At 71.2% G+C, this 25582-nt stretch carries 22 protein-coding genes; 14 read left to right on the forward strand and 8 right to left on the reverse strand.

Features of this window, described 5'->3' with window-relative positions; all coding sequences use genetic code 11:
• Positions 1–21: 21 nt before the first annotated feature.
• The 4 genes from ACFT41_RS13045 to ACFT41_RS13060 form a co-directional block, all read right to left on the reverse strand.
• Positions 22–825 carry an HAD family hydrolase gene (locus ACFT41_RS13045; protein WP_377580776.1) on the reverse strand — a complete coding sequence of 268 codons (804 nt, stop codon included), beginning with the start codon at positions 823–825 and terminating at the stop codon, positions 22–24.
• A 354-nt stretch (positions 826–1179) separates the two neighbouring features.
• The gene (locus ACFT41_RS13050) at positions 1180–2451 is read right to left on the reverse strand and encodes a tyrosine-type recombinase/integrase (RefSeq protein ID WP_377580774.1); all 1272 of its coding nucleotides are present in this window, start codon (positions 2449–2451) and stop codon (positions 1180–1182) included.
• Positions 2451–2726 (reverse strand): helix-turn-helix domain-containing protein, encoded by a 276-nt coding sequence (locus ACFT41_RS13055; protein ID WP_377580772.1) that lies wholly within the window; start codon positions 2724–2726, stop codon positions 2451–2453. Before ACFT41_RS13055 ends, ACFT41_RS13050 begins: the two co-directional genes overlap by 1 nt.
• Positions 2723–3244, reverse strand: a complete 522-nt coding sequence (locus ACFT41_RS13060) for a replication initiator (RefSeq protein ID WP_377581012.1) — start codon at positions 3242–3244, stop codon at positions 2723–2725. Before ACFT41_RS13060 ends, ACFT41_RS13055 begins: the two co-directional genes overlap by 4 nt.
• 65 nt (positions 3245–3309) lie before the next feature.
• Here ACFT41_RS13060 and ACFT41_RS13065 point away from each other — a divergent pair, with 65 nt between their 5' ends.
• Positions 3310–3774: a hypothetical protein gene (locus ACFT41_RS13065; protein ID WP_377580770.1), complete on the forward strand. Its 465-nt coding sequence runs from the start codon at positions 3310–3312 to the stop codon at positions 3772–3774.
• Positions 3775–4523: 749 nt separating this feature from the next.
• Positions 4524–4994 (forward strand): NUDIX hydrolase, encoded by a 471-nt coding sequence (locus ACFT41_RS13070; RefSeq protein WP_377580768.1) that lies wholly within the window; start codon positions 4524–4526, stop codon positions 4992–4994.
• Here the strand turns inward: ACFT41_RS13070 and ACFT41_RS13075 are convergent.
• The gene (locus ACFT41_RS13075) at positions 4982–5491 is read right to left on the reverse strand and encodes an HD domain-containing protein (RefSeq protein WP_377581009.1); all 510 of its coding nucleotides are present in this window, start codon (positions 5489–5491) and stop codon (positions 4982–4984) included. The genes ACFT41_RS13070 and ACFT41_RS13075 overlap by 13 nt on opposite strands.
• Before the next feature lie 830 nt (positions 5492–6321).
• Here ACFT41_RS13075 and ACFT41_RS13080 point away from each other — a divergent pair.
• Positions 6322–7185: a hypothetical protein gene (locus ACFT41_RS13080; protein WP_377580766.1), complete on the forward strand. Its 864-nt coding sequence runs from the start codon at positions 6322–6324 to the stop codon at positions 7183–7185.
• A gap of 99 nt (positions 7186–7284) precedes the next feature.
• Here the strand turns inward: ACFT41_RS13080 and tcmP are convergent, their stop codons facing one another.
• Positions 7285–8382, reverse strand: a complete 1098-nt coding sequence (gene tcmP / locus ACFT41_RS13085) for a three-Cys-motif partner protein TcmP (protein WP_377580764.1) — start codon at positions 8380–8382, stop codon at positions 7285–7287.
• An 87-nt stretch (positions 8383–8469) separates the two neighbouring features.
• Complete coding sequence (locus ACFT41_RS13090) at positions 8470–9228, reverse strand: DUF5131 family protein (protein WP_377580762.1); 759 nt, start codon at positions 9226–9228, stop codon at positions 8470–8472.
• 1163 nt (positions 9229–10391) lie between these two features.
• On the opposite strand from ACFT41_RS13090, the gene ACFT41_RS13095 reads away from it, so the two are divergent.
• The 7 genes from ACFT41_RS13095 (at position 10392) to ACFT41_RS13125 (ending at position 20001) form a co-directional block, all read left to right on the forward strand.
• Entirely contained in the window at positions 10392–11354 is a 963-nt protein-coding gene (locus ACFT41_RS13095) for an endonuclease domain-containing protein (protein WP_377580760.1), read from the forward strand.
• Positions 11341–11994, forward strand: coding sequence for a hypothetical protein (locus tag ACFT41_RS13100; RefSeq protein ID WP_377580758.1), 654 nt, complete (start codon positions 11341–11343; stop codon positions 11992–11994). The genes ACFT41_RS13095 and ACFT41_RS13100 overlap by 14 nt, the downstream gene beginning before the upstream one ends.
• Positions 11994–15221 carry an ATP-binding protein gene (locus ACFT41_RS13105; RefSeq protein ID WP_377580756.1) on the forward strand — a complete coding sequence of 1076 codons (3228 nt, stop codon included), beginning with the start codon at positions 11994–11996 and terminating at the stop codon, positions 15219–15221. The genes ACFT41_RS13100 and ACFT41_RS13105 overlap by 1 nt, the downstream gene beginning before the upstream one ends.
• 223 nt (positions 15222–15444) lie before the next feature.
• Positions 15445–15741 (forward strand): hypothetical protein, encoded by a 297-nt coding sequence (locus ACFT41_RS13110; protein WP_377580754.1) that lies wholly within the window; start codon positions 15445–15447, stop codon positions 15739–15741.
• Positions 15738–16361: an RNA polymerase sigma factor gene (locus ACFT41_RS13115; protein ID WP_377580752.1), complete on the forward strand. Its 624-nt coding sequence runs from the start codon at positions 15738–15740 to the stop codon at positions 16359–16361. Before ACFT41_RS13110 ends, ACFT41_RS13115 begins: the two co-directional genes overlap by 4 nt.
• On the forward strand, positions 16348–18249 hold the full coding sequence (locus ACFT41_RS13120; protein WP_377580750.1) for an EAL domain-containing protein: 1902 nt from the start codon (positions 16348–16350) through the stop codon (positions 18247–18249). The genes ACFT41_RS13115 and ACFT41_RS13120 overlap by 14 nt, the downstream gene beginning before the upstream one ends.
• Positions 18250–18540: 291 nt before the next feature.
• A complete protein-coding gene (locus ACFT41_RS13125; RefSeq protein WP_377580748.1) occupies positions 18541–20001 on the forward strand; it encodes an endo-1,4-beta-xylanase in 1461 nt (486 codons plus the stop codon).
• Between the two features lie 57 nt (positions 20002–20058).
• On the opposite strand, the gene ACFT41_RS13130 is transcribed toward ACFT41_RS13125, so the two are convergent.
• Positions 20059–20937: a hypothetical protein gene (locus tag ACFT41_RS13130; protein WP_377580746.1), complete on the reverse strand. Its 879-nt coding sequence runs from the start codon at positions 20935–20937 to the stop codon at positions 20059–20061.
• 464 nt (positions 20938–21401) lie between these two features.
• Here ACFT41_RS13130 and ssd point away from each other — a divergent pair, with 464 nt between their 5' ends.
• From ssd to ACFT41_RS13150, 4 genes are read left to right on the forward strand one after another with little or no spacing between them, the layout of a single operon-like run.
• Positions 21402–22457 carry a septum site-determining protein Ssd gene (ssd, locus tag ACFT41_RS13135; protein WP_377581007.1) on the forward strand — a complete coding sequence of 352 codons (1056 nt, stop codon included), beginning with the start codon at positions 21402–21404 and terminating at the stop codon, positions 22455–22457.
• On the forward strand, positions 22454–23704 hold the full coding sequence (locus ACFT41_RS13140; RefSeq protein WP_377580744.1) for a TadA family conjugal transfer-associated ATPase: 1251 nt from the start codon (positions 22454–22456) through the stop codon (positions 23702–23704). The genes ssd and ACFT41_RS13140 overlap by 4 nt, the downstream gene beginning before the upstream one ends.
• On the forward strand, positions 23701–24822 hold the full coding sequence (locus tag ACFT41_RS13145) for a hypothetical protein (RefSeq protein WP_377580742.1): 1122 nt from the start codon (positions 23701–23703) through the stop codon (positions 24820–24822). The genes ACFT41_RS13140 and ACFT41_RS13145 overlap by 4 nt, the downstream gene beginning before the upstream one ends.
• Positions 24822–25559 carry a type II secretion system F family protein gene (locus ACFT41_RS13150; RefSeq protein WP_377580740.1) on the forward strand — a complete coding sequence of 246 codons (738 nt, stop codon included), beginning with the start codon at positions 24822–24824 and terminating at the stop codon, positions 25557–25559. The genes ACFT41_RS13145 and ACFT41_RS13150 overlap by 1 nt, the downstream gene beginning before the upstream one ends.
• Positions 25560–25582: the final 23 nt, after the last annotated feature.

Genomic DNA, 25582 nt, shown 5'->3' on the forward strand with positions numbered 1-25582 from the left:
CTGACCCGTCGCGGCTGCCGGTCAGGCCACGGGGGTGGTGCGGGTGCGGCGGTGCCGGCCGTACCAGGCGATGCCGATCGCCACCCCCACGCCGACGCCCAGCGCCGCCGCGGCCACCGGCACGGCAGGGCGCTCCCGCAGCCGGCGGCCCAGCGGGATCGGGTGCCGGAACTCCAGCACCGGCCAGGCGTTCTCGGTGGCCAGCCTGCGCAGCGCCCGGTCCGGGTTGACCACGGAGGGATGACCCACGCACTCCAGCAGCGGCCGGTCGCTCATCGAATCGGAATACGCGTACGAGTCGGCGAGGTCGTAACCGCGCAGCCGGGCCAGCTCGCTGACCGCCTCGACCTTGCTCGGGCCGGCCGCGTAGAACTCCACCTCGCCGCTGTACCGGCCGTCCGCCACCGCCATCCGGGTGGCGATCACGTCGGTGACCCCGAGCAACTCGCCGATCGGCCGGACCATCTCCTCCCCGGAGGCGGAGACCAGCACGACGTCCCGGCCGGCGGCCTGGTGCTCCTCGATGAGGGCCGCCGCCTCGGCGTACACGTAGGGGTTGATCAGCTCGTGCAGTGTTTCCGCGACGATCTGGCGGACCTGCTCCACCTGCCAGCCCTTGCACAGTGTGGCGAGATAGTCCCGGGTCTTGGCCATGGTCTGCTCGTCGGTGCCGCCCAGCCGGAACATCAGCTGCGCGTACGCCGACTTGACCACGTCCCGCCGGGTGATCAGCCCGTCCCGGTAGAACGGCCGACCGAACGCCAAGGCGCTCGACTTGGCGATGACGGTCTTGTCCAGATCGAAAAAAGCGGCACTTCGGCCCACGGCGCGAAAGTCTATCCGGATGGTCTATGGTCGGCGGGTGCCTGGGGTGCGGACACCGGCCCGACCCCTACGGCAACCTCCCCCATCCCTGCCGTAAGTGACGGCGGTCACACTCTCCGAACACGATTTCGCAGGGAGTGGAGGCGACACCACTCGACGTATACCGGTTTGCTCAGGCATGCTTGTGCTTACGACGAGTATTCACATGTAGTACGACAGCAGACTCTCGGCGATCGCACCCCCCGTGACCGCCGAGTCGGTTCGGCTCAACCCCCCCGGAGCCGAACCCCCCGACGACCCCCGTCTCCCCCCGACGGGGGTCGTCCCTTTCCCAGGGGTAGGCGCGACCCCAGGTCACAGGTCGTCTTCCTCCCCGTCGAGGTGGTCCGGAGACGGCGTTTCCCCGGCTGGAGGCAGCAGGAAGGCAGCAGAGCCGTCGAACGTCTCCAGGACGCGCGCCGCGTAGTCGTCCGGGGTGTGGGTGTAGCGGTTGAGCGTCGTCGACGCCTGCTCGTGGCCCATGACCCGCTGCACCAGGTTGATCGGGACACCGTCGGTGACCAGCCAGGTCGCGTAGGCGTGCCGCAGGTCGTGGAAGCGCATCCCGTCGGCGGACCTGGCCGCCACACAGGCGACGGCCTCCCGCTCGGTGGTGAACTCGGCTGACCACTCGACGCCTTCCTGATCGGCCCAGACCGCGCGGTACCGGTGCGGGCCGGTGGTGACGACCTGGCCGAGCAGGCCGGCGCGGACCAGCGACGGCAGCCAGACCCGACGCCGGAAGTTCGACCGTCGCATTGGGCGACCCACCCGGTCACGGAAGACCAGGGTGCGCGGGTCCGGGTCGTCGGCGACGGCCCGCAGGTCATGGAGCTCGGCGAGCAGGAAGCTCGGTAGCGGAATCGTCCGGACCCCGGCGCGGCTCTTCGGGTACGGGCGCAGCACGATTCCGCCGTGGGTCTCCTCGGCCACCTGGACCACGCGTAGCGATGCCCGGTCGAGGTTGACCGACGACCACGTCAGCCCGGCGCACTCACCCCAGCGCAGACCGGCCCCGGCGGCGGTGCAGACGATCGCCCGGTGTCGGGACGGCACGGCGGGCAGGAGCCGCCCGAGGCAGTCTTCCCGGCTGATCGTGACCGGCTTGACGTCGCGGGACCGGTCGCGCGGCAGCTTCACGCCCTCGGCCGGGTTGGTGGCGATCAGCCGCGCCTGAACCGCCGTCCGGAGGATCATCGAGGGGAGCTGGTAGCACTTGGCCACTGTGGAGGGCGCGAGGACCCGACCGAGGCCCGTCACCCACTCCTGTACCGACATGAAGTCGACCTTCCCGAGCGGCCAGTCACCCCACTTCGGCAGGAGGTGCGTGCGGAGCATGGAGACGGTCCGCTCGGTGGTGCGCGCCTCGACGGTCCGGGTGGCGAGCCACTGCTGAGCGAAGTCGCCGAAGCGGAGACGGCCGGCGTGCGGGTTGACGTAGGTGCCCCGGTTGAGGCTCCCCTCGACCTCGGTCAGGTAGGCGCTGGCCTCCCGCTTGGTGCGGAAGCTCTTGGACTTCTGCCCGCCGGCAGGGTCACGCCAGCAGGCGCGGTAGGTGCCGGCCGGAGTCTTGCGGACGAAGCCCATCAGCGCCTCCGTCCGTGCTCGGTGCCGGTGGCGGCGGCCGGTTCCTCGGTGACGCCGTCAAGCCAGGCGTGGAAGCGGGCGCGGGGAATCAGCCAGCGACCACCCAGGCGGGTCGCTGGGATCGTGCCGGCCCGGACGAGGGCGTACGTGCTGCCCAGCGAGATGCCCAGCAGCTTGGCGACCTCCCGGACGGTGTAGGTGACCGGCCCGACGACGGTCGACCCGGTGCGTGGGACGAGCCGGACGACGGGACTCGGGCGGGCGGTGGTGCTCATGACGGATGACCTCCCCAGGTCTGTTCGGATCGGGCGGCAGCCGGCGCGATGCCGGCCGGGGTGGTGCCGAGTTCGTGAGCCAGTTCCTCGCGGCCGGTGGCTTGTCGCTCCCGGGCCATGGCGGCGGCGGAGTTGGCGAGGAGGGCGTCTCCGGTGGTGTGCCAGCCGACCCCGGCGAAGGTGAGGGTGCCGACGATCAGGGTCGTGTCGTCGTGCTCGTCGACGAGCGGGCTGCCGGTGGCCGGGTACGCGTGGTCCTGGTCCTCGCGCTGGCGGTGGTCGCGGCGGGCGTCGCGCAGGGTTTGGAAGGTGACGGAGTAGCGGCGGGCCTTGGTGAGGAAGTGGCCGCCGAAGCCGAGCATGTGCGCCCAGCGGCGCAGTCGGGCGTACGGGTTGGGGCTGGCCGGTCGCGTCGGTTCGGTGTCAAGGGCGGTTTGACGGTGGGCGACGCAGACGGGGCAGGTGGCGGACCGGGCGGCGGCCCGCTCCCCAGAGGGCGGGTCGGCGGCAGACGGGATGGCAACGGCGCGCGGTCTGTGTGTGGGCGTGCCCCCTCCTGTTGGCCTCTCGCTACGGTGGTTCGATGCATCGAGCGTTCGTCCGCAGCCAGTACTCGCAGCTCATTGTCTGGACCGGCGACGATGGGCCAATCCGGGCGAGCGCGGATGCCGTAGGCGTGGAGTACCGGGGGCGATTGGGGCATCCGTCTTCGTACGGACTGCTCGTTGGTCGCGCAGCTCGTGGACATGAAGGCACGTTCTCGCTCGATCCGAAGCCTGGCACTCTGATGGTCGCGGGCGACCACGTCACGCTCGGCCTGACCGAGCCCGAGTATCACGGCGCGCTGGGCGCTGCGAGCGCGCTGCTTGGCGGTGGGCTGGTCATTTCTGGCGCGGCCGAAGGCCGATACGGCTCATCGTCGGTTGTCTTCGCCAAGCTCGCCGCTCTGCTGTCCGTGCTGCTTTGCGCCGGTCCCGATGTCATCGATGAGGCACGGCTATGGGTGACATGGGACGAGCCGTGGCGCGCGTGTTGCGTATCGGGCTGAGTGACAAGCTGGGTGACAACGGCTGTGCACGGTGCTGGACGTTGACGGACGGCGTGGGATGGTTTCAGCAGCTCACGCCGAGAATCTTGCCGGGCCGATGGACTGTGATCGTTCTTTCACACCGAAGCGGTCGCCGTGCCCGACGTGTGCCCGATGCAGGGGTCAGCACCGGCGTTCAGAGGTACTCCCGCTGCGGCAATCTGGACGCTGCGTGCTCGCCTGCAAGGTGGTAGGGCTACCCACGGTGCAGATCGACGCGATTCCCAAGCTGAGAGTGGCTCCGTCAGTCCTTGGGCTTCCACCAGGCCGCGAGCAGCCCTACGACGGCGATGAGGAAGAGGCAGAGAAATCCCGCACAGAGCACCAGGCCGAAGCCGGCGAAGGTCCCGAACTCCACGGGGTCGACTGTAGGTGAACCAGTCTCGATCGGTGCCGCCAGGAGGCGTCCGAAGGTGACGGAGGGCGACGGATCAACGGCTGATGTCAGAGACGTACCGGACGTGCCCCGACGGAGTCCGCAGAGCTTACAAACGAGGGGTCAGACGACGAGGCAGCAAGAAGGCAGCACGAGCGTTGACTCAGGCCGCTCCCGAACGCGAACCGACGACGCTCGGCACCTGCTCGCCAATGCTGGTCGTTGCCCACTGGCGGCAGACGATAGCTACGGACCGCATCCCCCCGACGGGGGGCGTCCCTTTCCCAGGGCGGCGTGCGAAGCCTCAGCGGCGGCGGGGTGGCAGCCTATGGCCGTGGCGAGAACCGAGCACTACCACGATCCGAACGCGCCGAAGGCCAACAGCATTGTCGTGGCCGTCTCCGTCTTCGTGCGTGACGAGGGCGGCTGGGTGCTGCTCATCCAGCGCACGGACAACGGCCTGTGGTCGCTGCCCGGCGGTGGCCAGGAGATCGGCGAGTCGGTCGCGGGGACGGCGGTCCGGGAGGCCCGGGAGGAGACCGGCGTACGGGTCGAGGTGACCGGGATGGTCGGCGTCTACTCCGACCCCGCTCACGTCATCGCCTACTCCGACGGCGAGGTGCGGCAGCAGTTCTCTCTCTGCCTGCGAGCCGAACCGGTCGGCGGCACTCTGACCCCGAGCGACGAATCAAGCGACGTCCGGTGGGTCGCCCGCGACGAGCTGGGCGCGCTCGACATCCATCCGTCGACCCTGCTCCGCATCACCCACGGCTACGAGGACCGCCCCGAGCCCTACATCGGCTGAGCGACGCTGCCGGAAAGCCGGCCCTGAGTCCGCTGCACAGCGGCGACCATCTCCGGCTCCGCACGACAGATGAACCGGGTCACCAGGTGCTCTGGCCCATACCGTGACCGAATCTCGGCGAGTCGCCCCAGCACCTCGAAGTCCTGGCCGTCCGGCCCGGTCGTCATGTCCGAGAAGCAGAGCGCGTCAGTTACCGGCGTCTCTTCCCGAGTGAACTCGGCGGCCAGGACGTCACCGAGCCCACGTTCCTCCGCCTCCAGCCACGCGCACGAGTGGTGAGCTACCAGAGCGGCGATGCGCTCATTGAACCGCTCGCGGCGAAGCCAGCGGCCACCGTCGAGGGAGTGGAAGCCGGTGCCGACCAGGTCGGGGCTGTAGCCCACGTCATGCAGCCACGCCGATGCCACGAGTACCTCCCGGTCCTCGGCCGGGACTGCCCCGCTGACCCTGTCCGCTTTGGCGGCGACCGCCTGGACGTGACTCCACCGCCGAGGCAATGGCGTCTCCAGCAGGTGTCGGGCAGCTTCCCGGGCGGTGTCGACGAGGGCGGCCGTGCCGTCAGGGTGCGGAGCGCACTCGGCCCACGCCATCCCGTGTCCGGACGCCCGGCGAGGCGGGGCCGGCCGGCTGCCGGCGAATTGGTTCAAAGTTTCTGTACGTCTTCAAGGCGGCCCTGAGCGGGCCGCACGCGCCGCCGCCAAGGCGCGTGCCCGTCGCTCCGCTGACGCTTCGACTCCGGTCACGCAACACGCCCGGCGGCTGGCGCGGAGAGCGGGAAGCCCAGGGGCCGCCGCAGACGGGATAGCGGAGGAGAGCGGTGGGATCCGTCGCCGGCAGCCGGCCGCGCCGCGCTTGAGCAGCGCGGCGCAGGTAACGCGCCGCCGGGTCCGCGCGGCAAGCCCCGAGCATGGGGGCGGAGTCCGCCGAGGCATGCCGGTCGTCCAGGAGCCGACACCGCAGCCGCTCACGGTCACGTCAACTGCTCACCTGGGAGGGGGAGAGGTGACCGCCGATGGCCAGCTCCGACCCCAGGAGCCGGGTCCGTACCGGTCCAGGTCAGGTCAACTGCGCCACTGTGGCGGTGTCCGCCGAGGGCAAGGCCCGTGACACGAAAGCCGACTCAGCCCATCCCGGCAGCGTCCGACGTGTCAAGGTCCGCTTGACGCGGCGGACCGGGCGGCGGCCCGCTCCCCAGGAGGCCGGGTCGATGGCAGATGGGATGGTCCGGGCTCGTGACTATTTGCGCCATTCCGACGGTGTATGTGTAGCCCGGATCGGCGTAAAAGCAGAGGTCTATAGGGGCACTCAACCCACTATCCTCGTTTGCGTGACCGACGCCGTCCCCGTAGATCCTCCTTCAGTCGTCAAGCCAGCCCACAGCAGAAGCCGGCTTGCCCTGATGTTCAACTGGCGGGCACTTCCTCATCTGGTTGTCTTGGTATGCGCCGGCTTTGCGATCTGGCTCTGCGTCTTCTTCGTGCAACGTGCAGGTGACGTGGCCCATCCGCTCACCCAGCTTGAGCAGGTGCTCTTTGGAGTCTTCACCCTGTTGGCCGGTGCCGGCCTGTCCTGGTTGACATCGGCCTACTACTCAGCCCAGCAGGCGCGCAGCCAATTTCAGCAGCTCGCCCGTCCTGCGCTCCGACGGGTCACTGCGGCGAGGGACTCAGCCGATGCCCTGCTAGTCGCCATCGATCGCCGCCGTAAGGGGGATCCCGGGTCACAGCATGACCCACTGGAGCACCTTGCCAGCCTTTACGAGTTGGTGGAGCAGCATGCGCGGGTTTTGGATGATGCTATTGAGGACTGGCACGAGGTTTTGCCGGAAGACGTCCAGGCGGTGCATGCGCAAGAGGCTCGGCGCTCCAATCAACTGCTCAATGCGCGATTGGACGATGTAAACGCGAAGCTGACGCTAATGGCAGCCGCTATCGACGGCAAGACAAATCCAGCGAGCATCGCGGAAGAGATCGCCGGCCTGCGGGCGGAGGTAGCCGATCTTCGAAAGACTGCACGTGCCAGCAATGGTGGCCATGTGGTCGGCGGACATTATCTCACGCCGGTTGATCCTGTTATCCGGCGTACGGGCGACGCAAGAATGTATAGGTTGAGAGCGAATAGTCAGGACATTGTTGAAAGGCTGCTGACCGACATGGGGAAAGTCACCTATGAGAAAATGAAGGAGGAGTAGAAGGGCAAGGACGGCCCAGATGTCACGGCCGGAGATGATCCTCCGAAGAAGGATTGATGAAGTCCTTGGTTCGACTCCGAAGTAGAGAATAGTTCCTACCTAGAAAAGGGCCATAGAGCCAGTATGTGATACTCGCGAGCTTCCGATAAGTCGCTTCCCGGTGGGCTCGGCGGCGACGCTACCTTCGTCTATGAGTAGCCGCACGGTGCTCAGTGTCTGACCAGGGCGGAAGATGGTGCTATGGAGCGTGAAGCGGCGTAGCTCGTCCAGCGTGGCGACCTGCCCTGGAAGGGTGGTCAAGTGCTCCAAGATGAGTCGACGTAACGGCCCTAGTTGCGGCTCCGGTCGGATGGGCAGCGTCTCTTGGTTCGGATCTCTGGGGTCTCGGTAGCCGATGCCCTGGTAGGGGTCGACCCGCCAGATTGCGTCCTTCATTTTCTCGAAACCTCTGTCCGAGTTCGTGCCAAAGACGAGATAGAGAAGGTTGTTACGTTCGTCGGCCAATTCGAAGTCCAGTACGTACTGAAATCCAGCCTCATTCAAGACTCGGCGATATTGTGACTTGATGTATTGAGCTTTCTTTTCTTTGGGCTGGGCTTGAACGTCACGCCACACCACTGGACCAAACACTCTGTCTCCGTAGTGCCTTGGGTTGCTCGCAAACCGCCAAAACTGACTGGGCTGTATGGTTACGATCACCTCGCCGGCCTTACTGGAAGCCGTCCGTTTTAGGATCTCGAAATCAACGGCGGATCCCCAGGTGTCGAGAATCAGTAGCAGTGGTTTATTCCAGACCCGGTGCTTATCAAGCAGTGGGAGGAGGTCCTGCCGACAGTTGCCCTGCTGTGGGTCGACCACTAGGCCGCGAGCTACAAGCTTTGCGCTGTCAAGCGTCCCAAGCTCCTTCAAGAGGAGGCCATTCAAATGGTCGACGCGTGGCTGACTCTCCTCTAGGAGGAGGAAGCGACCTTCTCGGCCTGGCCTTGGTGGCGTTTTGCAGCCGAGGGCTGATCTGAGGGCGATGATCGGAGACCCGGGTGACCCATCCTTATATTCCCCGGGGCCGGAAAACCCTTCAGCGTAGGTGACCCCTTTGGAGCTGTAGGCCGACTGGAGCAGGATGGGGAACCAAGCATCGAAGTAACTGCGGTATACGAGGTGCTTTGCGGCTGTGTGCGGGTCTTTGTCCCACAACACGTCGTCAGGCGTCGGCAAGGCTCCCCCTGTCTACGGTGCGCAGTTGTTCGGACACCGTATGACATGAAGCCTTGATCGGCTACCCCGCTATCGGGCGGCTGACATGGTAGGGAGGTCCGGCATCTCGTCCCAGGTCTCGCCATCCAGGTCTCGGCCGCCCGCCTTTGGCGTCCTGCCGCCCCACTGTTTGAAGAAGAAGGCGACTTCGTCTGCTTGGCATTGGTCGCGGAGCTGGCGAACCCATGCAGGGTCTACAGGACGGGCGCCCACTCCTGACTCGCCTCCAGCGATGAGCCAGTCGATGCCGGTGAGGTTGAGGGGAGCCACGGGGCCGAGGAGGGGCTCAGCAGAGATGAACCGGACTGCCGCCGGTACGGTCCTCAGGTCGTCGATCCGGCCGACCTCAGACGAGTCCTCAACGCTGACACCCATCCAGACGTTGCTCGGCCAGGTAAGCCGCGGGGCAAGCTTCGCTAGCCGAGAAGCCCGCTTAGTAAGTACCTGGTAGGTGTGCTGGGGCGTTGCCGCCATGACTTCAAAGACTTGCTCCACGAAGTCGAAGGGCACCCTGGCATGGAACAGGTCGCTCATTGAGTTGACGAACACGATCCGGGGCTCTCGCCAACGCAAGGGGAGAGTCAACTCGGCCTGGTGGGTGGCTACGCCGAAGCCGGGGCCGGAGGTTCGTGGATCGCCATCCGTCTGATACTTGGGCGACCCCATGGCCTTCAGACGCTTCGCAAGCGTCAGGGCGTAGCAGTGATCGCAGCCGCGCGAGATGCGATCACAGCCGGTCGTCGGGTTCCACGTGGCTTCAGTCCACTCAATGGAGCTCTTGTCTGCCATGACCACACTCCCCGGCTGGTTGAGCCGATTCTGTCGAACATGCGTACGGATTGAAAGGTGTGGAGGCGATCTTTCTCGACGGCTAGGTGCGGGAGCCTCACGTCCGTACTCGGCTCAACCAACCTGTGAGAGGCGGCATCGGACGCGGCCAGGCCGTCACCAGGCCGTCGGAGGTCGATCGCGAGCGACCAACGGCGACCACTGGTGACGACGTTTGCCCAGGTGACAAGGTGTGGCCAGCGCGATGACCAGGCCAGCCGAGGCCGCCTTACCTGTAGTTGGTGAACTGATCAGGCTGCCCACCCCGCTCATCCTGTCTGGTCCAGGCCAGGAACGCCGATCCTGTCGCGTTGCAGCCGATGGCGTAGACAGTGGCCAAGACGCCAGAGGCGATCTTGCGAGCTGCTTCACCCATAGTGAACCTCCTCTTGCTCGCTCGTCCCGCTGAACGAGTACGGCTTCTGCGGCCCTCTAGCAGGTGCTTCAGCGGGGGAGCGACGAAGGTCAGAAGACCAACGACTACGAACGTGAGGCCCGATTCGAACAGGCCGCCAGACCCAGACCAGACAGGACGAGGCCGACCGACCGAGTATAGGCCGCCTGTTCTCCCCAGAGCGGCAACTGGCTACCTGATCGGTGGCGGGATGGGGCAGCACGCCGACGAGCACTGGCATGGACCAGGCTCCGAGCGTGCAGCAGTTGCCGGACGCGTACGGACGGGGTGCACAGAGCTTGTAAGCGAGGCGTCAGGCAGCGAGGCAGCAAGAAGGCAGCGCGAGCGCTGGTGCCCACCGCATTCGAACGTCAGCGGCCGACGTCCGGCACCTGCTCGTTGACGCGGGTCGCCACTGGCTGGCAGCAGCCGACAACTTGAGACCGCATCCCCCCGACGGGGGCCGTCCCTTTCCCGGGGCGTTCGCAACTCACGGTCCGAAAGCCGACTCTCCGGCGGTGCCCGAGCGTCCCGCCGCAGGTGGGACGGCCTTTCCACGCCCCTGACACCCCATGCAGCGGCCTAGCGTCACCCGAGGTGCGTTCGTACTCTGTCCGGGACGTGCGTCGATGCTGGGGAGGGCCGGACGCTGCTGGTTGACCGGAGCCTCGCCGACGTCCCCTCCGACCGGGTCGTCGCGCTGCCCGGCGCGGACATCGACGCGCTGGCCATGCTGATCGCGCGCGACCACGCGGAGCTGGCCGCCGTGGTGCACCGCCCGGCCGCCCGGATCGCGCTGCCGGTGGACTTCGTGTACGCCGCGTTGGACCGGCTCGAACAGGTCGCCGTCGAGTTGCTGCCCGCCTGGCTGCCCGAGGCTGCGGACGGCGTACGCCCGGACACGTCCGGGCTGGCGGCGGTCCGGGCCGCCGCTGCGGCGCGGTCCCGCCGCGACCGCTATCCCGGGTCCTTCCTGCCGGACCTGGCCGTCTTCGCGGTGACGGCCCGGCGTCCCGCCGGCACGCAGTTGCCGTTGCGTACCCGGGCGGCCGCGCTGGCGCGGCTCGTCGCGGGGGCGTTCGGCCGGCGACGGGTGGTGCTGCTCGTCGAGCCGGCCGCCGGTGCCGGTGCGGTGACTGCGGCGGGGGCCGCCTGGCTCGTGCAGCACGGCGGCCCGGTCACCTGGCTGCTCGGCTCCGGCGCGGCCGGGCTGGAGGCGGTCCGGGAGTTCTCGGTCGGGCTGCCACCCGTACCGCGCGCCGCGTCGCTCGCGCCGCCACGCATAGCGCGCGACATGCCACCCACGCCGGGGGCGGTGGTGGGCCGGCCGCATCCGGCGAGCGAGGCCGAGAAGAGGCTGGAGGCGGCGCTCGCCGCCGAGAGTTGGGCTGTCGGGCGGAGGTGGAACCAGAGCTACCGGTCCCACGACCTGGCCACGCCGATCCGGCTGGATCTACTGTGGCCCGACGAACGGTGCGTGGTGGAGATCGACGGGCCGGAGCACTGCCGTCCGGTCCACTTCGAGGCCGACCGGCAGCGCGACGTCCAGCTGCAACTGGACGGCTACGCCGTCCTGCGCTTCACCAACGCCCGGGTAACCCACGACGTCGGCGCCGTGGTCCAGCAGATCGGCACGTATCTGCGGGACCGTCGGCGGGACATGGCGGAAGGACGGCAGTATGGCCGGCGATGACCTGACGGCATCCGAGAGCGCGATCCTCGTCGTGCTCATGGCCGAGGCGCGGGAGGTGCTGAACACCGAGCTCCGCGAGCGCTACCACCTTGACGTACGCAAGCCGCAGCGCGACAAGCTCACCCGCCTGCACTACGTCGCCAGCCGCAAGAGCGGATCGACGTACGCCCTCCAGCTCGACGACAAGGGCTGGGTGCGGATGCAGAGCGACCTCGACTTCACGCTCCGGGGCGCATCGGCGCTCGGTGCCGCGTTGACCGCCCTCCAGGCCAACCTGCGGGATCGGGTCCTGGCGCGCAGCGACTGCGCCACGCTGGCCGAGCTGTTCGCCGTGACCGACGTACGCGCGTCGGCTCCCACGGCCGCCGCCGACCCGGCGGGGGCGCTGACGGCGCGTGTCGTCAGCGCGTACCGGGCGCTCGCCGACGCGCCGGGGGCCTGGGTGAGCCTGCGCCGCCTCCGCCCGTTCTTCGCTGACGTGCCGAGGGAGGACCTGGACGAGTCGCTGCGTCGGCTCAGCCGCTCCGACGGCGTCGCCATCGCGCCGGAGTCGAACCAGAAGACGCTCACCGGGGCGGACATCGCGGCCGCACTGCGCCTCGGCGGCCAGGACAACCACCTGCTGGCGATCGGCGTGTGATGGACGAGGCGGAGCGGACCGCGCTGGCGGCCCTGCGGTTCGACTGGGCGCCGGTCCCCGACGACGTGTGGCGTCCGCTGCCCTTCCACGTCGAGGGCCTGCACATCCCGGTCGTCCGGGAGGTGCTCGCCGGCGTGGGCGAGGCCGCGTCGAACCCGCACGGCAGCCCGCTCGGCCTGGTCGTCCAGGGGCAGCGGGGGTCCGGCAAGACCCACCTGCTGGGCGTGATCCGCCAGCGGGTGCAGGAGGCGGGCGGCTATTTCTTCCTGGTCGGCCTGCTCGACGCGGGAAGCTTCTGGGACAACGTGCTCGCCGCCGTGCTGGACGGCCTGGCCCGGCCGGTGCCCGGCAGCCGCGAGACCCAGCTCAAGCTGCTGCTGCGGCGGCTGTCGGCGATGGTGGGGGCACCCCGGACGGCGCGCCGGGCCGTGATGGGCGACACCGAGCTGACCCGGTCGGCGCTCGACGCCTTCCTCACCGGGCTCGGCGACTACGACCGGCACGCGGCCCGGACCTGCCAGGAGACCGCCCGCGCCCTCGCGCTGTCCGCCTCGGAGGACATCTCCCACCGTGACCTGGCGGAGAACTACTTCCTCTCGGGCGAGGAGGTGGTGGCCGGTGAACGCGCGGCCTGGGGGATGCGCCGGGCCCCCCGACCGGCCCAGCAGATCGTGCAGGACCTGTCCTGGCTGCTGGCGCTCACCGGCCCGTCGGTCGTGGCGATCGACCAGGTCGACACGCTGATCGCCCAGTTGGCGATCCAGAGCGACCCCGCTGTGGTGGGCGCCGCCGCGATGCGCCCGGACCAGTCGCTCATGCTGGCCAGGATGGCGGACGGCCTGATGTCGCTGCGGCAGGCGACGCGGCGCACGCTGACCGTCCTCGCCTGCATCCCGAACTCGTGGACGATCATCCGCTCCACGGCCGCCGACACCGTCGCCGACCGGTTCCGGGAGACCCCGGTCCTGCGCCGGATCGACGACGCCGATCTCGCGCGGGCGATCATCGAGAAGCGGTTCACCGTCCGCTACGGCGAGGTCGGGTACGCGCCGCCGCATCCCTCGTGGCCGGTGTCCCCGCGCGCCTTCGCCGAGTCCGGGGCCTTCACCCCGCGCCAGCTGCTGATCGAGATCGACCGGCACATCCGTGGCTGCCTCGCCGCCGACGAGGTGCGGGAGATGACCACGCTGGGCGAGCCGGCCGTCGCGGAGCCCCGGGTGCCCCGGCCCGCCCCGGTCACCGCCACCGTCGAGGAGATGGACCGCTACGACGCCCGCTTCGCCGAGCTGCGGGACGCCGCCGACGTCGTCACCCCGCTCGGGCGGGCGGCGGAGGACGAGGCGATGCCGCCGCTGCTCGCCGCCGGGCTCACCGCCTGGATCCTGGAACGGGGTGACGCCGGTGCGGCGTTCAGCGTCGACCCGCCGCCGAGCACCGATCCGCCGCTGCACGCCCGGCTGCGCCTGACGCTCGACGAGCGCACCGAGGACCAGGTGCACTGGTGTTTCCGGGCGATCAGCGACGACCACCACGGCAATGCGGCGCTGGCCCGGCTCCGCAAGGCGAGTTCGGCGTCCGCCCTCGACACCGGCCCGGCCAAGCGCAGGCTGTTCCTGCTGCGCAACCGCGGCTGGTCGACCAGCGCCGCCACCCGGAGGGCCGTCGCCGCGTTCACCGTGGCGGGCGGGCAGACCATCGGTGTCGACGAGGAGGACCTGCGGATCCTCTCGGCGCTGCGGGTCATGCTCGCCGAGGCCACGATGGACTTCCAGGGCTGGCTGGTCGACCGCCGCCCGACGCGCGACCTGAAGTTCCTCCAGCACGCGCTGGCCGACGTCGACCGCTGGACGGCGGACCCCGCACCGCCGCCGGAACCCACCACCCGCCCGGCCGCCCCGACCCCGACCGCGCCAACCCCGGCCGCTCCGACCCCGACCGCACCGGGCCTAGCGGCCACCGAGCCGGCCCCGGCGGCCACCGTCCCGGCCGAGCCGGCGTTCGTCGTCGGGCACGGGTACGACGACGACGCGCCCGTGCCGCTGGCCCTGGAGGCGCTCCGAAAGCACACCACGATCTTCGCCGGCTCGGGTTCGGGCAAGACCGTGCTGATCCGCCGCATCGTCGAGGAGTGCGCCCTTGCCGGTGTCTCCGCCATCGTGCTCGACCCGAACAACGACCTCGCCCGCCTCGGGGAGAGGTGGCCCGAGCCGCCTGCGGGGTGGCGGCCGGGCGACGCGGCCCGAGCGAAGGACTACCTGGCGCACACCGACATCGTGGTCTGGACGCCGCGCCGCAACTCGGGCCGTCCGCTGAGTTTCCAGCCGCTGCCCGACTTCACCAGCGTGCGCGACGACCCGGACGAGTTCGGTGAGGCCGTCGAGGCGGCCGTCGCGGCCCTCGCGCCGCGCGCCATGGTCACCGGCCGGGCCACCAGGGCGCACCTGGGGCTGGCGGTGCTGCGCAAGGCCGTCGAGCACTACGGCCGGCGCGGAGGTTCCCGGCTGAAGGGCCTCGTCGACACGCTGGCCGACCTGCCGGACGGGATCATCGACCTCGAGGACGCCGACAAGATCGGCCTCAGCCTGGCCCAGAATCTGACCGCGGCCATGGTCAACGACCCGCTCTTCGGGGGCGAGGGCACGCCGATGGATCCCGGTGTGCTGCTCACGCCCGTACCCGGCAGGCGGGCCCGGGTCTCGGTGGTCAGCCTCGTGGGCCTGCCGTCCGACGACGTACGCCAGAGCTTCGTCAACCAGTTGCAGATGGCGCTCTTCGCCTGGATCAAGAGGAACCCGGCCGGCGACCGGCCGCTGCTGGGGCTGCTCGTCATGGACGAGGCGCAGACGTTCGCCCCGTCGGGGGCGATGACCGCCTGCACCCAGAGCACGCTGGCGCTGGCCGCCCAGGCGCGGAAGTACGGGCTCGGGCTGGTCTTCGCCACGCAGGCGCCGAAGGGACTGCACAACCGCATCCCGGGCAACGCGGCGACGCAGCTGTACGGCCTGATGAACAGCCCGATCCAGATCGAGGCGGCGCGCGAGATGGCCCGGGCCAAGGGCGGGGACGTGCCGGACATCTCCCGGCTGACGGTGGGCGAGTTCTATCTCGCCGCCGAGGGCGCGGCACCGCGGAAGATCCGGACTCCGCTCTCGCTGACCCATCATCCCCGCAGCCCGCTCACCGTCGAGGAGGTGCTGGACCGAGCGCGTGGGACGGCCCGGTCCTGAGTGGCGGGCCGGTAGCTGAGAGTTACTTCGGGTGGTGTGCAAATTGCCCCGATGGGATTGTCACGCCCCCTTCGCGCAGCGTCCTGCCCCCACTACTTTGTGCCGTACTGCCAGGTAAAATGCTTGATCATTGATCTTTCAGAACATTGTGGACGCTGCGGCGTCTACATCCGCTTCCCGCCACGGATAGTAGTTGTCGACCAAGAGGTGGCAGGGGGAAACGATGAACGAAGCGCTGGCGGAACCGCTCACCGGCTACCAGGTGATGGCTGTGGCCGTGGCCGTCGTGGGGGTGGTGGCCGGCCTGGTGCGCGCCTGCGTCGCGTACCGGGCCCGGACACAGCAGGAGCGTGAGGCGACGACACGTACCACAGCCCGGGTGACGTGGCTGATCAGGCTCGCGGAGGCCGACCACGACGTGGTGCGGATCGTGGAGCGGGATCGCGACGGGCACCGCGAGGTGGAGCTTGGCGGCCGTGGCCTGCCGAAATCCGAAGCCGACGCCAAGGAGGCGGCGTGATCGAGTTCGAGGGCACCGCCGCCCTGACAGCGGAGCAGGCCGACAGCGAGGCGGCGCGGAAGGCGGAGGCCACCCGCCTGAAGGCCGCGCACGACCAGGAGTTCGCCGAGTTCGTCGAGGACTCCTACCACCAGGTGGAGCGGATCCTCAGGTCGGCGTGCCGGGACCGCGAGGTGGTCGAGGACGCGCTCAACGAGGCGTACCTGCACGGGCGCGTCCAGTGGCCCAAGCTCCGTGCCCACGACCGGCCGATCGGCTGGATCGTCGTCACGGCCCGGTACAAGATCATGAAAGACCGCCAGCGGCACCAGCGGGAAGCCGTGATGGCGCCGGAGGACCTGCCGGCGGTGCCGCACTCGAACATGGCCGACGCGTGGGAGGCGCAGGAGACGCTGCGGGGCTGGTTGCACCAGATCCCGGCGCGGCATGCCGAGGTGTTCCAGATGGCACGGGAGGGCTTCTCCAACCAGGAGATCGCCCGCATTCTCGGGCTGACCGAGAACAGCGTCCGCTCCTACAAGGTCGCCGCAAGGCGAGGGCTGCGCGAGCTGGCCGAGGAGGCCGGCTACACCGGCCCGGACGGCCACCGGCGTCAGGGGGCGAGCCGTGGACCTCGATGACATCCTGGCGCTGGCCGAGACCAGGCCGAGCCCGCTGGAACTCGCCCGCGCGCGCCGTGTCGCACGTGCGGCGCAGAGTCAGTACGACCTCTCGCTCGCCGAGGGCTACAAGATCATGGTCGACGTCGACCCCGTGGACCCGCTGACCTGGGACGTCGACGAGGCGACCAGAGTCGCGCGCGCCGCCCAGTTGTCGAAGCTGGGCACCATCACCTGGGTGGCCGGCGGGAGCGAGGGCTTCGGGCGGCTCCTCTGGTCGGACGAGATGGCAATGATCTTCGGGCATGCGCCGGGGACGTTGCGCCTCACGCCCGAGACGCTGTTCAGGCTCGTCCATCCGGTGGACGCCGAGCGGGTCCGTGCGGCCGTTCGGACGGCGTGGGCGCGGTGCCGGCCGGGCGAGGTCGGCTTCCGGGTGGTCCAGCCTGGCGGCAGCATCCGCCACGTGCACTGTCACCTCGAGATCACCACCACCGGGGGCGAGCCGTCGGGGATCATCGTGACCGGAGAGGACGTCACCGCGCTCGAACTCGCCCGGCAGGAACGTCGCCGGCTCGCCATCCGCAGCCAGATGCTCGGAGCCGACCTGGCCGTGCTGGACGTCCTCACCGGGCTGCCGAACCGCGGCTACGTCATCGACGAGGTCGACCGGGCCCGCCGTACCACCGGCGGAGCCCTGGTCGTGGTCGCGACCGAACCCGCCACCCGGCTGCCGGACGCGCTCACCGACACCGACCGCGACCGGTTGACGGCGGCGGTGGCCCGGCTCCTGCGCACGGTCGTCGGGAACGAGGTGACCGCAGGGCTGGTCGGCTCCGGCCTGTGGGGGGTGCTCCTCGCGCCGGCCGACGAACACGCGGAGACGGCCGAGCGCCTGGCGGCCCGGATCGTGGAGACGTTCCGGAATCATCTGTTCGGCGTCCGGCAGAACACCTTGCGGCTCAGCACCTCGGCGGGCGTGGTGCAGTTCGGCAGCGGCGTCCTCGCCACCGGCTTCGACCTGCTCGTCGACGGCGAGCACGCGGCCCGGGACGCGCGCCGCGACGCCGCCGCCGTCATCGTGCTCGACCAGCCGGTCGCGGACGGCGAGCGGACGGCCCGCTGCCGCTCCCGCGTCCGGCACGCGGTCTCGGCCAACAGGTTCGCCCTCTACGCCCAGCCCATCGTCGACCTCAGCCTCAACCAGGTCACCCGCCACGAGATCCTCCTGCGGGTGCGCAGCGACACCGGTGAGCCGGTCGCGCCGGTGGCCTTCCTCGACATGGCCGAACGCGTCGGCGAGATCCTCACGGTGGACAAGTGGGTCGTCGACCACGCCCTGGAGCTGATCGGCCGGGGCGCCCAGACCTCCCACTACCAGGTCAACATCTCGGGAAAGTCCCTCGCAGACCCGGGCCTGCTCACCTTCGTGACGGAGGCGATCGGCCGGCACGGGGTCGAGCCGGAGCGCCTGACGTTCGAGATCACCGAGACCGCTCTCATCGAGAACCGGAACGAGGCCCTGGCCTTCGCCCGGGGGATCAGGGAGGTCGGCTGCCACCTGGCGCTCGACGACTTCGGCACCGGATACGGCGCCCTCGCGCACCTGAAGTACCTCCCGGTGGACCTCGTCAAGATCGATGGAACGTTCATCGTCGACCTCTGCCGGTCGCCGGCGGATCAGGCCGTGGTGTCGAAGCTGGTGGAGCTGTGCCAGACGCTCGGCATCCGCGTCGCGGCCGAGTACGTGCAGGACGACGAGACCATCGAGCGCCTGAAGAGCTGCGGCGTCGACTTCGCCCAGGGCTACCGGACCGGGCGACCCGAGCCGATCACGGTGAGCCGGGACGAGGTGCAGACGATCGAACTCGAACTGCGGTTCCCACCGCAGCACACCGCCCTCGGCTGAACCGAGGCGCGCCGACCGCTGAAAGTTTCGAAGCGCGGTGCCGCAACACCCACGCCCGACAGGGGTACGCCAACCTGCCGGGTGTTCCGGCGTGCCGCCAGCTCGGAAGGCTGGCGTATTCGCCCCGGCGACGGCCTCGTGCGGCAATCCCCATCGACATTGACCGATCGCGATGTCGCGGGTATGTTGCAATCCAGTTACGACAGTTTCCGAAAGTTTCGAGATCGGGCCCGTAGGCCCGCGCTTCCTCGCCAATCTTGCGCATCATCGTCCGATCTGCAGAGGAGTGTCATGAAACGTCTACTGAGGGACGGTCGCCTCCGCGTGGTGGCCGCCACCGCCGCCAGCGCGCTGGTCCTGGCCGGCGCGGCGCTGGTGGTGCCCGGTCTGGCCCAGGCAGCCACCACGCTGGGGGCCGCAGCGGCGCAGTCGGGCCGCTACTTCGGCACCGCCATCGCCGGGGGCAGGCTGAACGACTCCACGTACAGCACCATCGCCGGGCGTGAGTTCGACATGATCACGGCCGAGAACGAGATGAAGCCGGACGCGACGCAGCCCAACCAGGGCCAGTTCAACTTCTCCGCCGGCGACCAGATCTACAACTGGGCGAACAGCCGCGGCCTGAAGGTCCGGGGACACACCCTGGCCTGGCACGCGCAGCAGCCGGGCTGGATGCAGAACATGAGCGGCAGCGCGCTGCGCACCGCCATGATCAACCACATCAACGGCGTGATGGCCCACTACAAGGGCAAACTCGTCGCGTGGGACGTGGTCAACGAGGCGTTCAACGAGGACGGCAGCCGCCGCAACTCCAACCTCCAGGGCACCGGCAACGACTGGATCGAGGTGGCGTTCCGCACCGCCCGGGCCGCCGACCCGTCGACCAAGCTCTGCTACAACGACTACAACATCGAGAACTGGAACTACGGCAAGACGCAGGGCGTCTACCGGATGATCCAGGACTTCAAGTCCCGCGGCGTGCCGATCGACTGCGTCGGCCTCCAGACCCACTTCACCGGCGGCAGCTCGCTGCCGAGCAACTTCCAGACCACGCTGTCCAGCTTCGCCGCCCTCGGCGTCGACGTGGCGCTGACCGAGGTCGACGTCACCAACGCCTCCACCACCCAGTACGCCGGGCTGACCCAGGCGTGCCTGAACGTCCCGCGCTGCATCGGCATCACCGTCTGGGGCGTACGCGACAGCGACTCCTGGCGTTCCAACGAGAACCCGCTGCTGTTCGACGGCGGGGGCAACAAGAAGCCCGCGTACACCTCGGTCCTCAACGCCCTCAACGCCGCAGGCCCGGGGCCGACCGGCAGCCCGACGGCGACGCCGACCGGCACGCCGACCACGCCGCCGCCGTCCGGCGGCGCCAACCGGATCGTCGGTTCCCAGTCGGGCCGGTGCATCGACGTGCCCAACGTGTCGCAGAGCGACGGCACCCGCGTGCAGCTCTACGACTGCCACGGCCAGTCCAACCAGCAGTGGACGTACACCGCGAGCAGGCAACTGACCGTGTACGGCAGCAAGTGCCTGGACGCCGCCGGCTCCGGCAACGGCGCGGCGGTCCAGATCTACAGCTGCAACGGCCAGGCCAACCAGCAGTGGAACGTCAACTCCAACGGCACCATCTCGGGCATCCAGTCCGGCCGCTGCCTCGACGTGTGGGGCACCGGCAACGGGCAGCAGGTCCAGCTCTACGACTGCCACGGGCAGGCCAACCAGCAGTTCCGGCTCGTAGCCAACGGCTAGCGACCGGGCGGTGGCTCATCGTCGTGGCCGTTGCCGCAGCGGTGGGCCACCGCAGTTTCAGCGCACCACGGCCCGGCGCGTCTCGGCCTCCGGCTGGAAGCAGGCCAGGGCCCAGCCACGATCGTTGGCGACCACCCACGGGTGCCCGACGTAGGTCTGCTGCCGGTACGACTCGCCCGGCCCCAGCGTCCGGTACTGCCGGCGGCGGCCGTCCCAGTCGAGCCAGTACACGACGACCCGCTCGCGCCGGGCGTTGACGAAGTCGACGTACGTCGAGCGGCCGCCGCTGGTCGACCGCAGGCCCGACTCCGCGTACGGCGGAAGCGCTTGCAGTTCCGCCGTGCCGGCCTGGGTGGGTTGCGGTCGGGGCGCGGTGGTCGTCGGGGCGGGCCGGCTCGCGGTCGCGCGCGGGGTCGGGCCGGTGGTCCGGGGCCGGCCGGTCGACGGGCGGCTCGACGCGGAAGCGCGGGCCGGTGCCGAGGCCCGGTTCGACAGCGACCCCGCCGCCGGCGAGAGGGTGGGCGTGGGCGTCGCGCTGTCGGTGGGCAGGCCCACCCGGATGGGCTCCTGGGCGATCGGCCCCGGCTGGTAGGGCTGGTAGGCGTTGAACAGCGGCAGCAGCGTGATGACCAGTGTGGCCACCAGCCCGACCACCACCGAGGTCAGCACGAGAGCCAGTTGTGGTCCGTCGCTGCCGTAGGCCCGCCTGGACGGCGCGGAGGCCGGCTGGGCCGCCGACGGCGACCCCGGGCCCGTCGTGGTCCATCCACCCGCAGCGGGGAACGCCTGGTACGCCGTGGACGGCAGGGACGCGCGCTCCACCGACGGCGGCACCCAGCCACCGATGCGTAGCCGCGCCGCTGTCCCGGTGCCGTCGCCGGTCCCTCTGGAAGTGCCGAGCCTGTGCCGGTCGTCGAACTCGCTTGAGTGGGTCATGGCCCCGATCCGCGCACGGTGCCGCTCGGATGAGCGGCACGGAGGACCGAATTATGCGAAGTGGGTTCCCCAAGGTCAATGGTTGCGGCCGGGAATTTTGCCACGGCCACCCATCAGCGCCTGTGGAGGCGGACCGTCGCGGGCAGCCGGGGAGTGTGCTCGGGCGTCGGGCTGTGCGAGGGATCTGGGGAGTGTGTTCGGGCGTCGGGCTGTGCGAGAGGGCTGGGGAGCCTGTTGAGGCTGGTACCTCTCACCTGCGCGGGGGCCGATCGCCATAGCAGATCCACTCGACCTCCGGGCGTTGTCCACAGTGCCTCCGGTCGTCCACAGGGGAGCCCGGCTGGGCGGCGACCGCGACCGCACCCGGGCACGCTCTCCGGCAGCACCCCCGAGCCCGACTGCTGGAGGCCGCGATGCCACCACCCCGTACCTCACTCCCACCGCGACGCCGACTGCCCTTGGTGGTGACCTCGGACGATGATCTGCTCGACGACCTGCTCCGGCTCGCGGCCGCAGGCGGCACCGAGGTCGAGGTGGCCGCGGACCCGGCCGCCGCCCGGTCCCGGTGGTCACCGGCGCCGTTGGTGCTGGTGGGCCACGACCAGGCACAGGCCTGCCTGCGGGCGCGACTGCCGCGCCGGTCGCGGATGGTCCTGGTGGGCCGGACGGGGCAGCTCGATCCCGGCTGGGAGGTCGCCGAGCTGATCGGCGCCGAGCACGTCGCCACCCTGCCGGCCGCCGAGCCGTGGCTGGTGGACCGGTTCGCCGAGTGCGCGCCGGACCGGGCCGGCGACGGCGTGGCCCGGGTGGTCGCGGTGCTCGGTGGCCGGGGCGGCGCCGGGGCCAGCGTCCTCGCCGGCGGGTTGGCCGTCACCGCCGCCCGGGCCCGGCTGCGCACCCTCCTCGTCGACGCCGACCCGCTCGGCGGCGGGCTCGACCTGGTGCTCGGCTGGGAGCAGCTGGACGGGTTGCGCTGGCCGGCGCTGACCGACGCCGACGGGCGGGTCGACCCGCCCGCGCTGGTCCGGGCCCTGCCCAGTCGCGGCGACCTGGTGGTGCTCTCCTGGGACCGGGGAGACCCGCTGCCGCTGCCCGCCCCGGCCATGGCGGCCACCCTCGACGCGGCCCGGCGGGGGCGCGACTTCGTCGTGGCCGACGTGCCCCGGCACCTCGACGATCCGGCCGTGCTCGCGTTGCAGGCCGCCGACCAGGCGTTCCTCGTCGTGCCGGCCGAGCTGCGGGCCACCGCTGCGGCGGCCCGGGTGGCGGCGGCCGCCGCCCCGCACTGCGCCCAGCTGTCCGTCGTCGTGCGGGGCCCGGCGCCGGGCCGGCTCAAGGCCGTCGAGGTGGCTCGCGCACTGGGGCTGCCTCTTGCCGGCACGCTCCGCCCCGAGCCGGGGCTGTGCCGCGGGCTGGAGCGGGGGGAGGCGCCCGCCGCAGACGGGCGCGGCCCCCTCGCCGCGCTCTGCCAGCGGATCGTCGGCGAGCTGACCGGCGTCCCGATGCCGGGTGCGGCGTGAACGGCCACGCCGACGGCGAGGAGATCGCCAGCCGGGTGCGGCAACGCTTCGCCACCACGGCCGCCCCGGTGACGCCGGCGGCCGTGGTCTCCGCCGTACGCGCCGAGCCGGCGGCGGCGGTCCTCGGGGACACCGCCGTGCTCCGCATCGCCGGCCGGGTGCACGACGACCTGGTGGGCGCGGGCCCGCTGGCACCCCTGCTGGCCGATCCTGAGGTGACCGACGTGCTCGTGAACGGCAACCGGGTGTGGATCGACCGGGGTCAGGGCCTGCACCAGGTCGCGGTGCCGGTCGGCACCGTCGACGACGTACGCCGCCTGGCGCAGCGCCTCGCGGCCGGGGCGGGCCGCCGCCTCGACGACGGCTCCCCCTACGCGGACGCCCGGCTGCCCGACGGTACGAGGCTGCACGCCGTGTTGCCCCCGGTGGCCACCGGGGGGCCCTACCTGTCCCTGCGCACGTTCCGGCAGCGCCCGTTCACCCTGGACGACCTGGTCCGGCAGGGCACCGTGCCCCGGCCGGTCGCCCCCGTGCTGGCCGCGGTGGTGGCGGCCCGGCTCGCGTACCTGGTGGTGGGCGGCACCGGGTCCGGCAAGACGACCCTGCTCAACACCCTGCTCGGGCTGGTCCCGGCGACCGAGCGGATCGTGCTGGTCGAGGACGCCGCCGAGCTGCGCCCCCTGCACCCGCACGTGGTCGGGTTGCAGGCGCGCACCTCCAACGTGGAGGGTGCCGGCGCGGTCGGCCTGAGCGACCTGGTTCGGCAGGCGCTCCGGATGCGCCCGGACCGGCTCGTGGTCGGCGAGTGCCGGGGCGGGGAGGTCGTCGACCTGCTCGCCGCGTTGAACACCGGCCACGACGGCGGGGCAGGGACGCTGCACGCCAACGCGCCCTCGGACGTACCGGCCCGGCTGGAGGCGCTCGGCATGCTGGGTGGGCTGCCCCGGGCCGCGCTGCACGCGCAGGTCGCCGCCGCGCTCCAGGTGCTGCTCCAGGTCCGCCGGGGCGCGCGGGGCCGGGTGCTGGAGTCGGTCTGCCTGCTGCTCCCGGACGGCCCGGACCGCCTCGTCACGGTCGTCCCCGCCTGGGTACGCGGTCACGGCCCCGGCCCCGCCGCGCGGGCCCTCGGCGTGTTGCTGCTGGAGCGGGACGTGCCCGTCCCGGCGATCCTCGGCGAGGCGCGGCCGGGCGGCATCGAGCGGGGCGGCCGGGCCGAGGCCCCTGCTCCCCACGGGGAGCCCACGTGACCACGGCCGAGTGGCTGGTGGCCGCCCTCCTCGTCGCCGCCGCTGCGGCCGTGGTCTGGCCGATGCGCAGCAGCCGGGCCAGGCGGCGCGCGCTGCTCGGGGAACCGCCCCCGCACCCGACGGGAGCCGGCGCGCCGGACGCCGGTCGGCCGGCGCGAGACCCCGTGCCGGCAGGTGCCCGTCCGACCTGGGCCACCGCCGGCCCGTGCACCCCGGGCCCGCCCTCCAGCCGGTCCGGCCCGACCGGTCACCGTCCCTCGCCTGGCCCGACGGGCCACCGCCCTTCGGCCGGCACCGCTGGCGCTTCCGGTCCGGCAGAGCCCGACGGACGGTCCGGCCCGCCCGGTCGGCGTGATCCGCGCAGGCCGGCAGGTGCCCTGCTCCGATCCGAGCCGACCACGCCGCCCCACCCGGGCCCGTCCACGGTTTCGCCGCTCGACGGGGCGGGCGGCGTGCGTGCCAGGCCGTCGGTTGCCGGTCTCCGGTCGCTGCGCGCACCGGCCTGGCTGTCGGCCTCGCCCCGGCGGGCCCCGCTGGTCGGGGGCGTGGCGGGCGCGGCGTCCGGTGCCGTACTGGCCGGGCCGGTGGCGGCCGTGGTGGCCGGCGCGTACGGGGCGCTGGCCATCCGTGGGCTGCTCCGCAGGCGGCTGGCCCAGCAGGCGCAGCTCGCGCGACGGCGCAGCCTGGACCAGCTCTGCGCCCTCGCCGCGGACCTGCGTGCCGGTGTGCCGGTGCTGACGGCCGCCGCCTCACTGCCCGTCGATCCTGCCGCCGCCGACCGGCTCGGGCGGCTGGCCCGCGCGGCGGTTCAGCTCGCCGACCGGACCGGTGCGCCCCTGGCCGACCTGCTGGAACGCATCGAGGCCGACGCGCGGGCCACCGATCGGGGACTCGCGGCCGCCGCGGCGCAGGCGGCCGGGAGCCGGGCCACCGCCTGGCTCCTCGCCGCGCTGCCCCTCGGCGGCATCGGGCTGGGGTACGGGGTCGGCGTCGATCCCGTCGCGGTCCTGCTGCACACGCCCATCGGTGGTGGCTGCGCGGTGGTGGCCGTCGTCCTTCAGCTCGCCGGCCTGTTCTGGGCCGAACGGCTCGGCGCGGCACCGGACGGGAGCCGCTGATGTCCCGCCAGGCGCTGGCCGCCGGCTGTCTCGCCGCGGCGGCCGTCCTTGCCCTGTCCATCGGTACGCGGGCCGACCCCGCCCGGCGGCTGCGCGGCCTGACCCGGCGGAACGAGCCTGCCGGGCGGTCACGCCCGGCGTGGTGGCCCGACCCGGTACGCCTCGGGGCGGGGCTGGCCGGGGCGGCGGTCCTGATCGTGCTGGGCGGTTGGCCGGGCCTGCTCGGCGGCGCTCTCGCCGCCGTCGTGGCGAATCGGGGACTGCGCCGGATCGAGCCGCGCGTCGCCCGGGAGCGGCGGCTGCGGGAGGCCGCCGACCTGCCCCTCGCCGCAGACCTTCTCGCGTCCGCGATGCGGGCCGGGGCACCCGTCGACCGCTCGGTGCTGGCGGTGGCCGAGGCGCTCGGCGGGCCGTTGGGGGACCGCCTCGGCCTGGTCGGCCGGACCCTGCTCCTCGGCGGCGGCTCCGAGGAGGCGTGGGCGCATCTCGCTCCGGTGCCGGGGGCCGAGCGGCTGTCCGGGGCGGCGCTGCGCTCGTCGAGCAGCGGTGCCGCCCTCGCCGGCGCGCTGACCCGTCTGGCCGACGACCTGCGCGCCGACCGCTCGACCGCCGCCGAGGCGTCCGCCCGCCGGGCCGGCGTCCTCATCGTGCTGCCGCTGGGGCTCTGCTTCCTGCCGGCCTTCATTCTCGCCGGCCTGGTGCCGGTGATCGTCGCCGTCCTCGGCGACGTGCTCTGAGCGCCGCCGGCCGACCGGCCGCG

The sequence above is a fragment of the Micromonospora sp. NPDC057141 genome, from assembly GCF_042670805.1.
Classification (GTDB): Bacteria; Actinomycetota; Actinomycetes; order Mycobacteriales; family Micromonosporaceae; genus Micromonospora.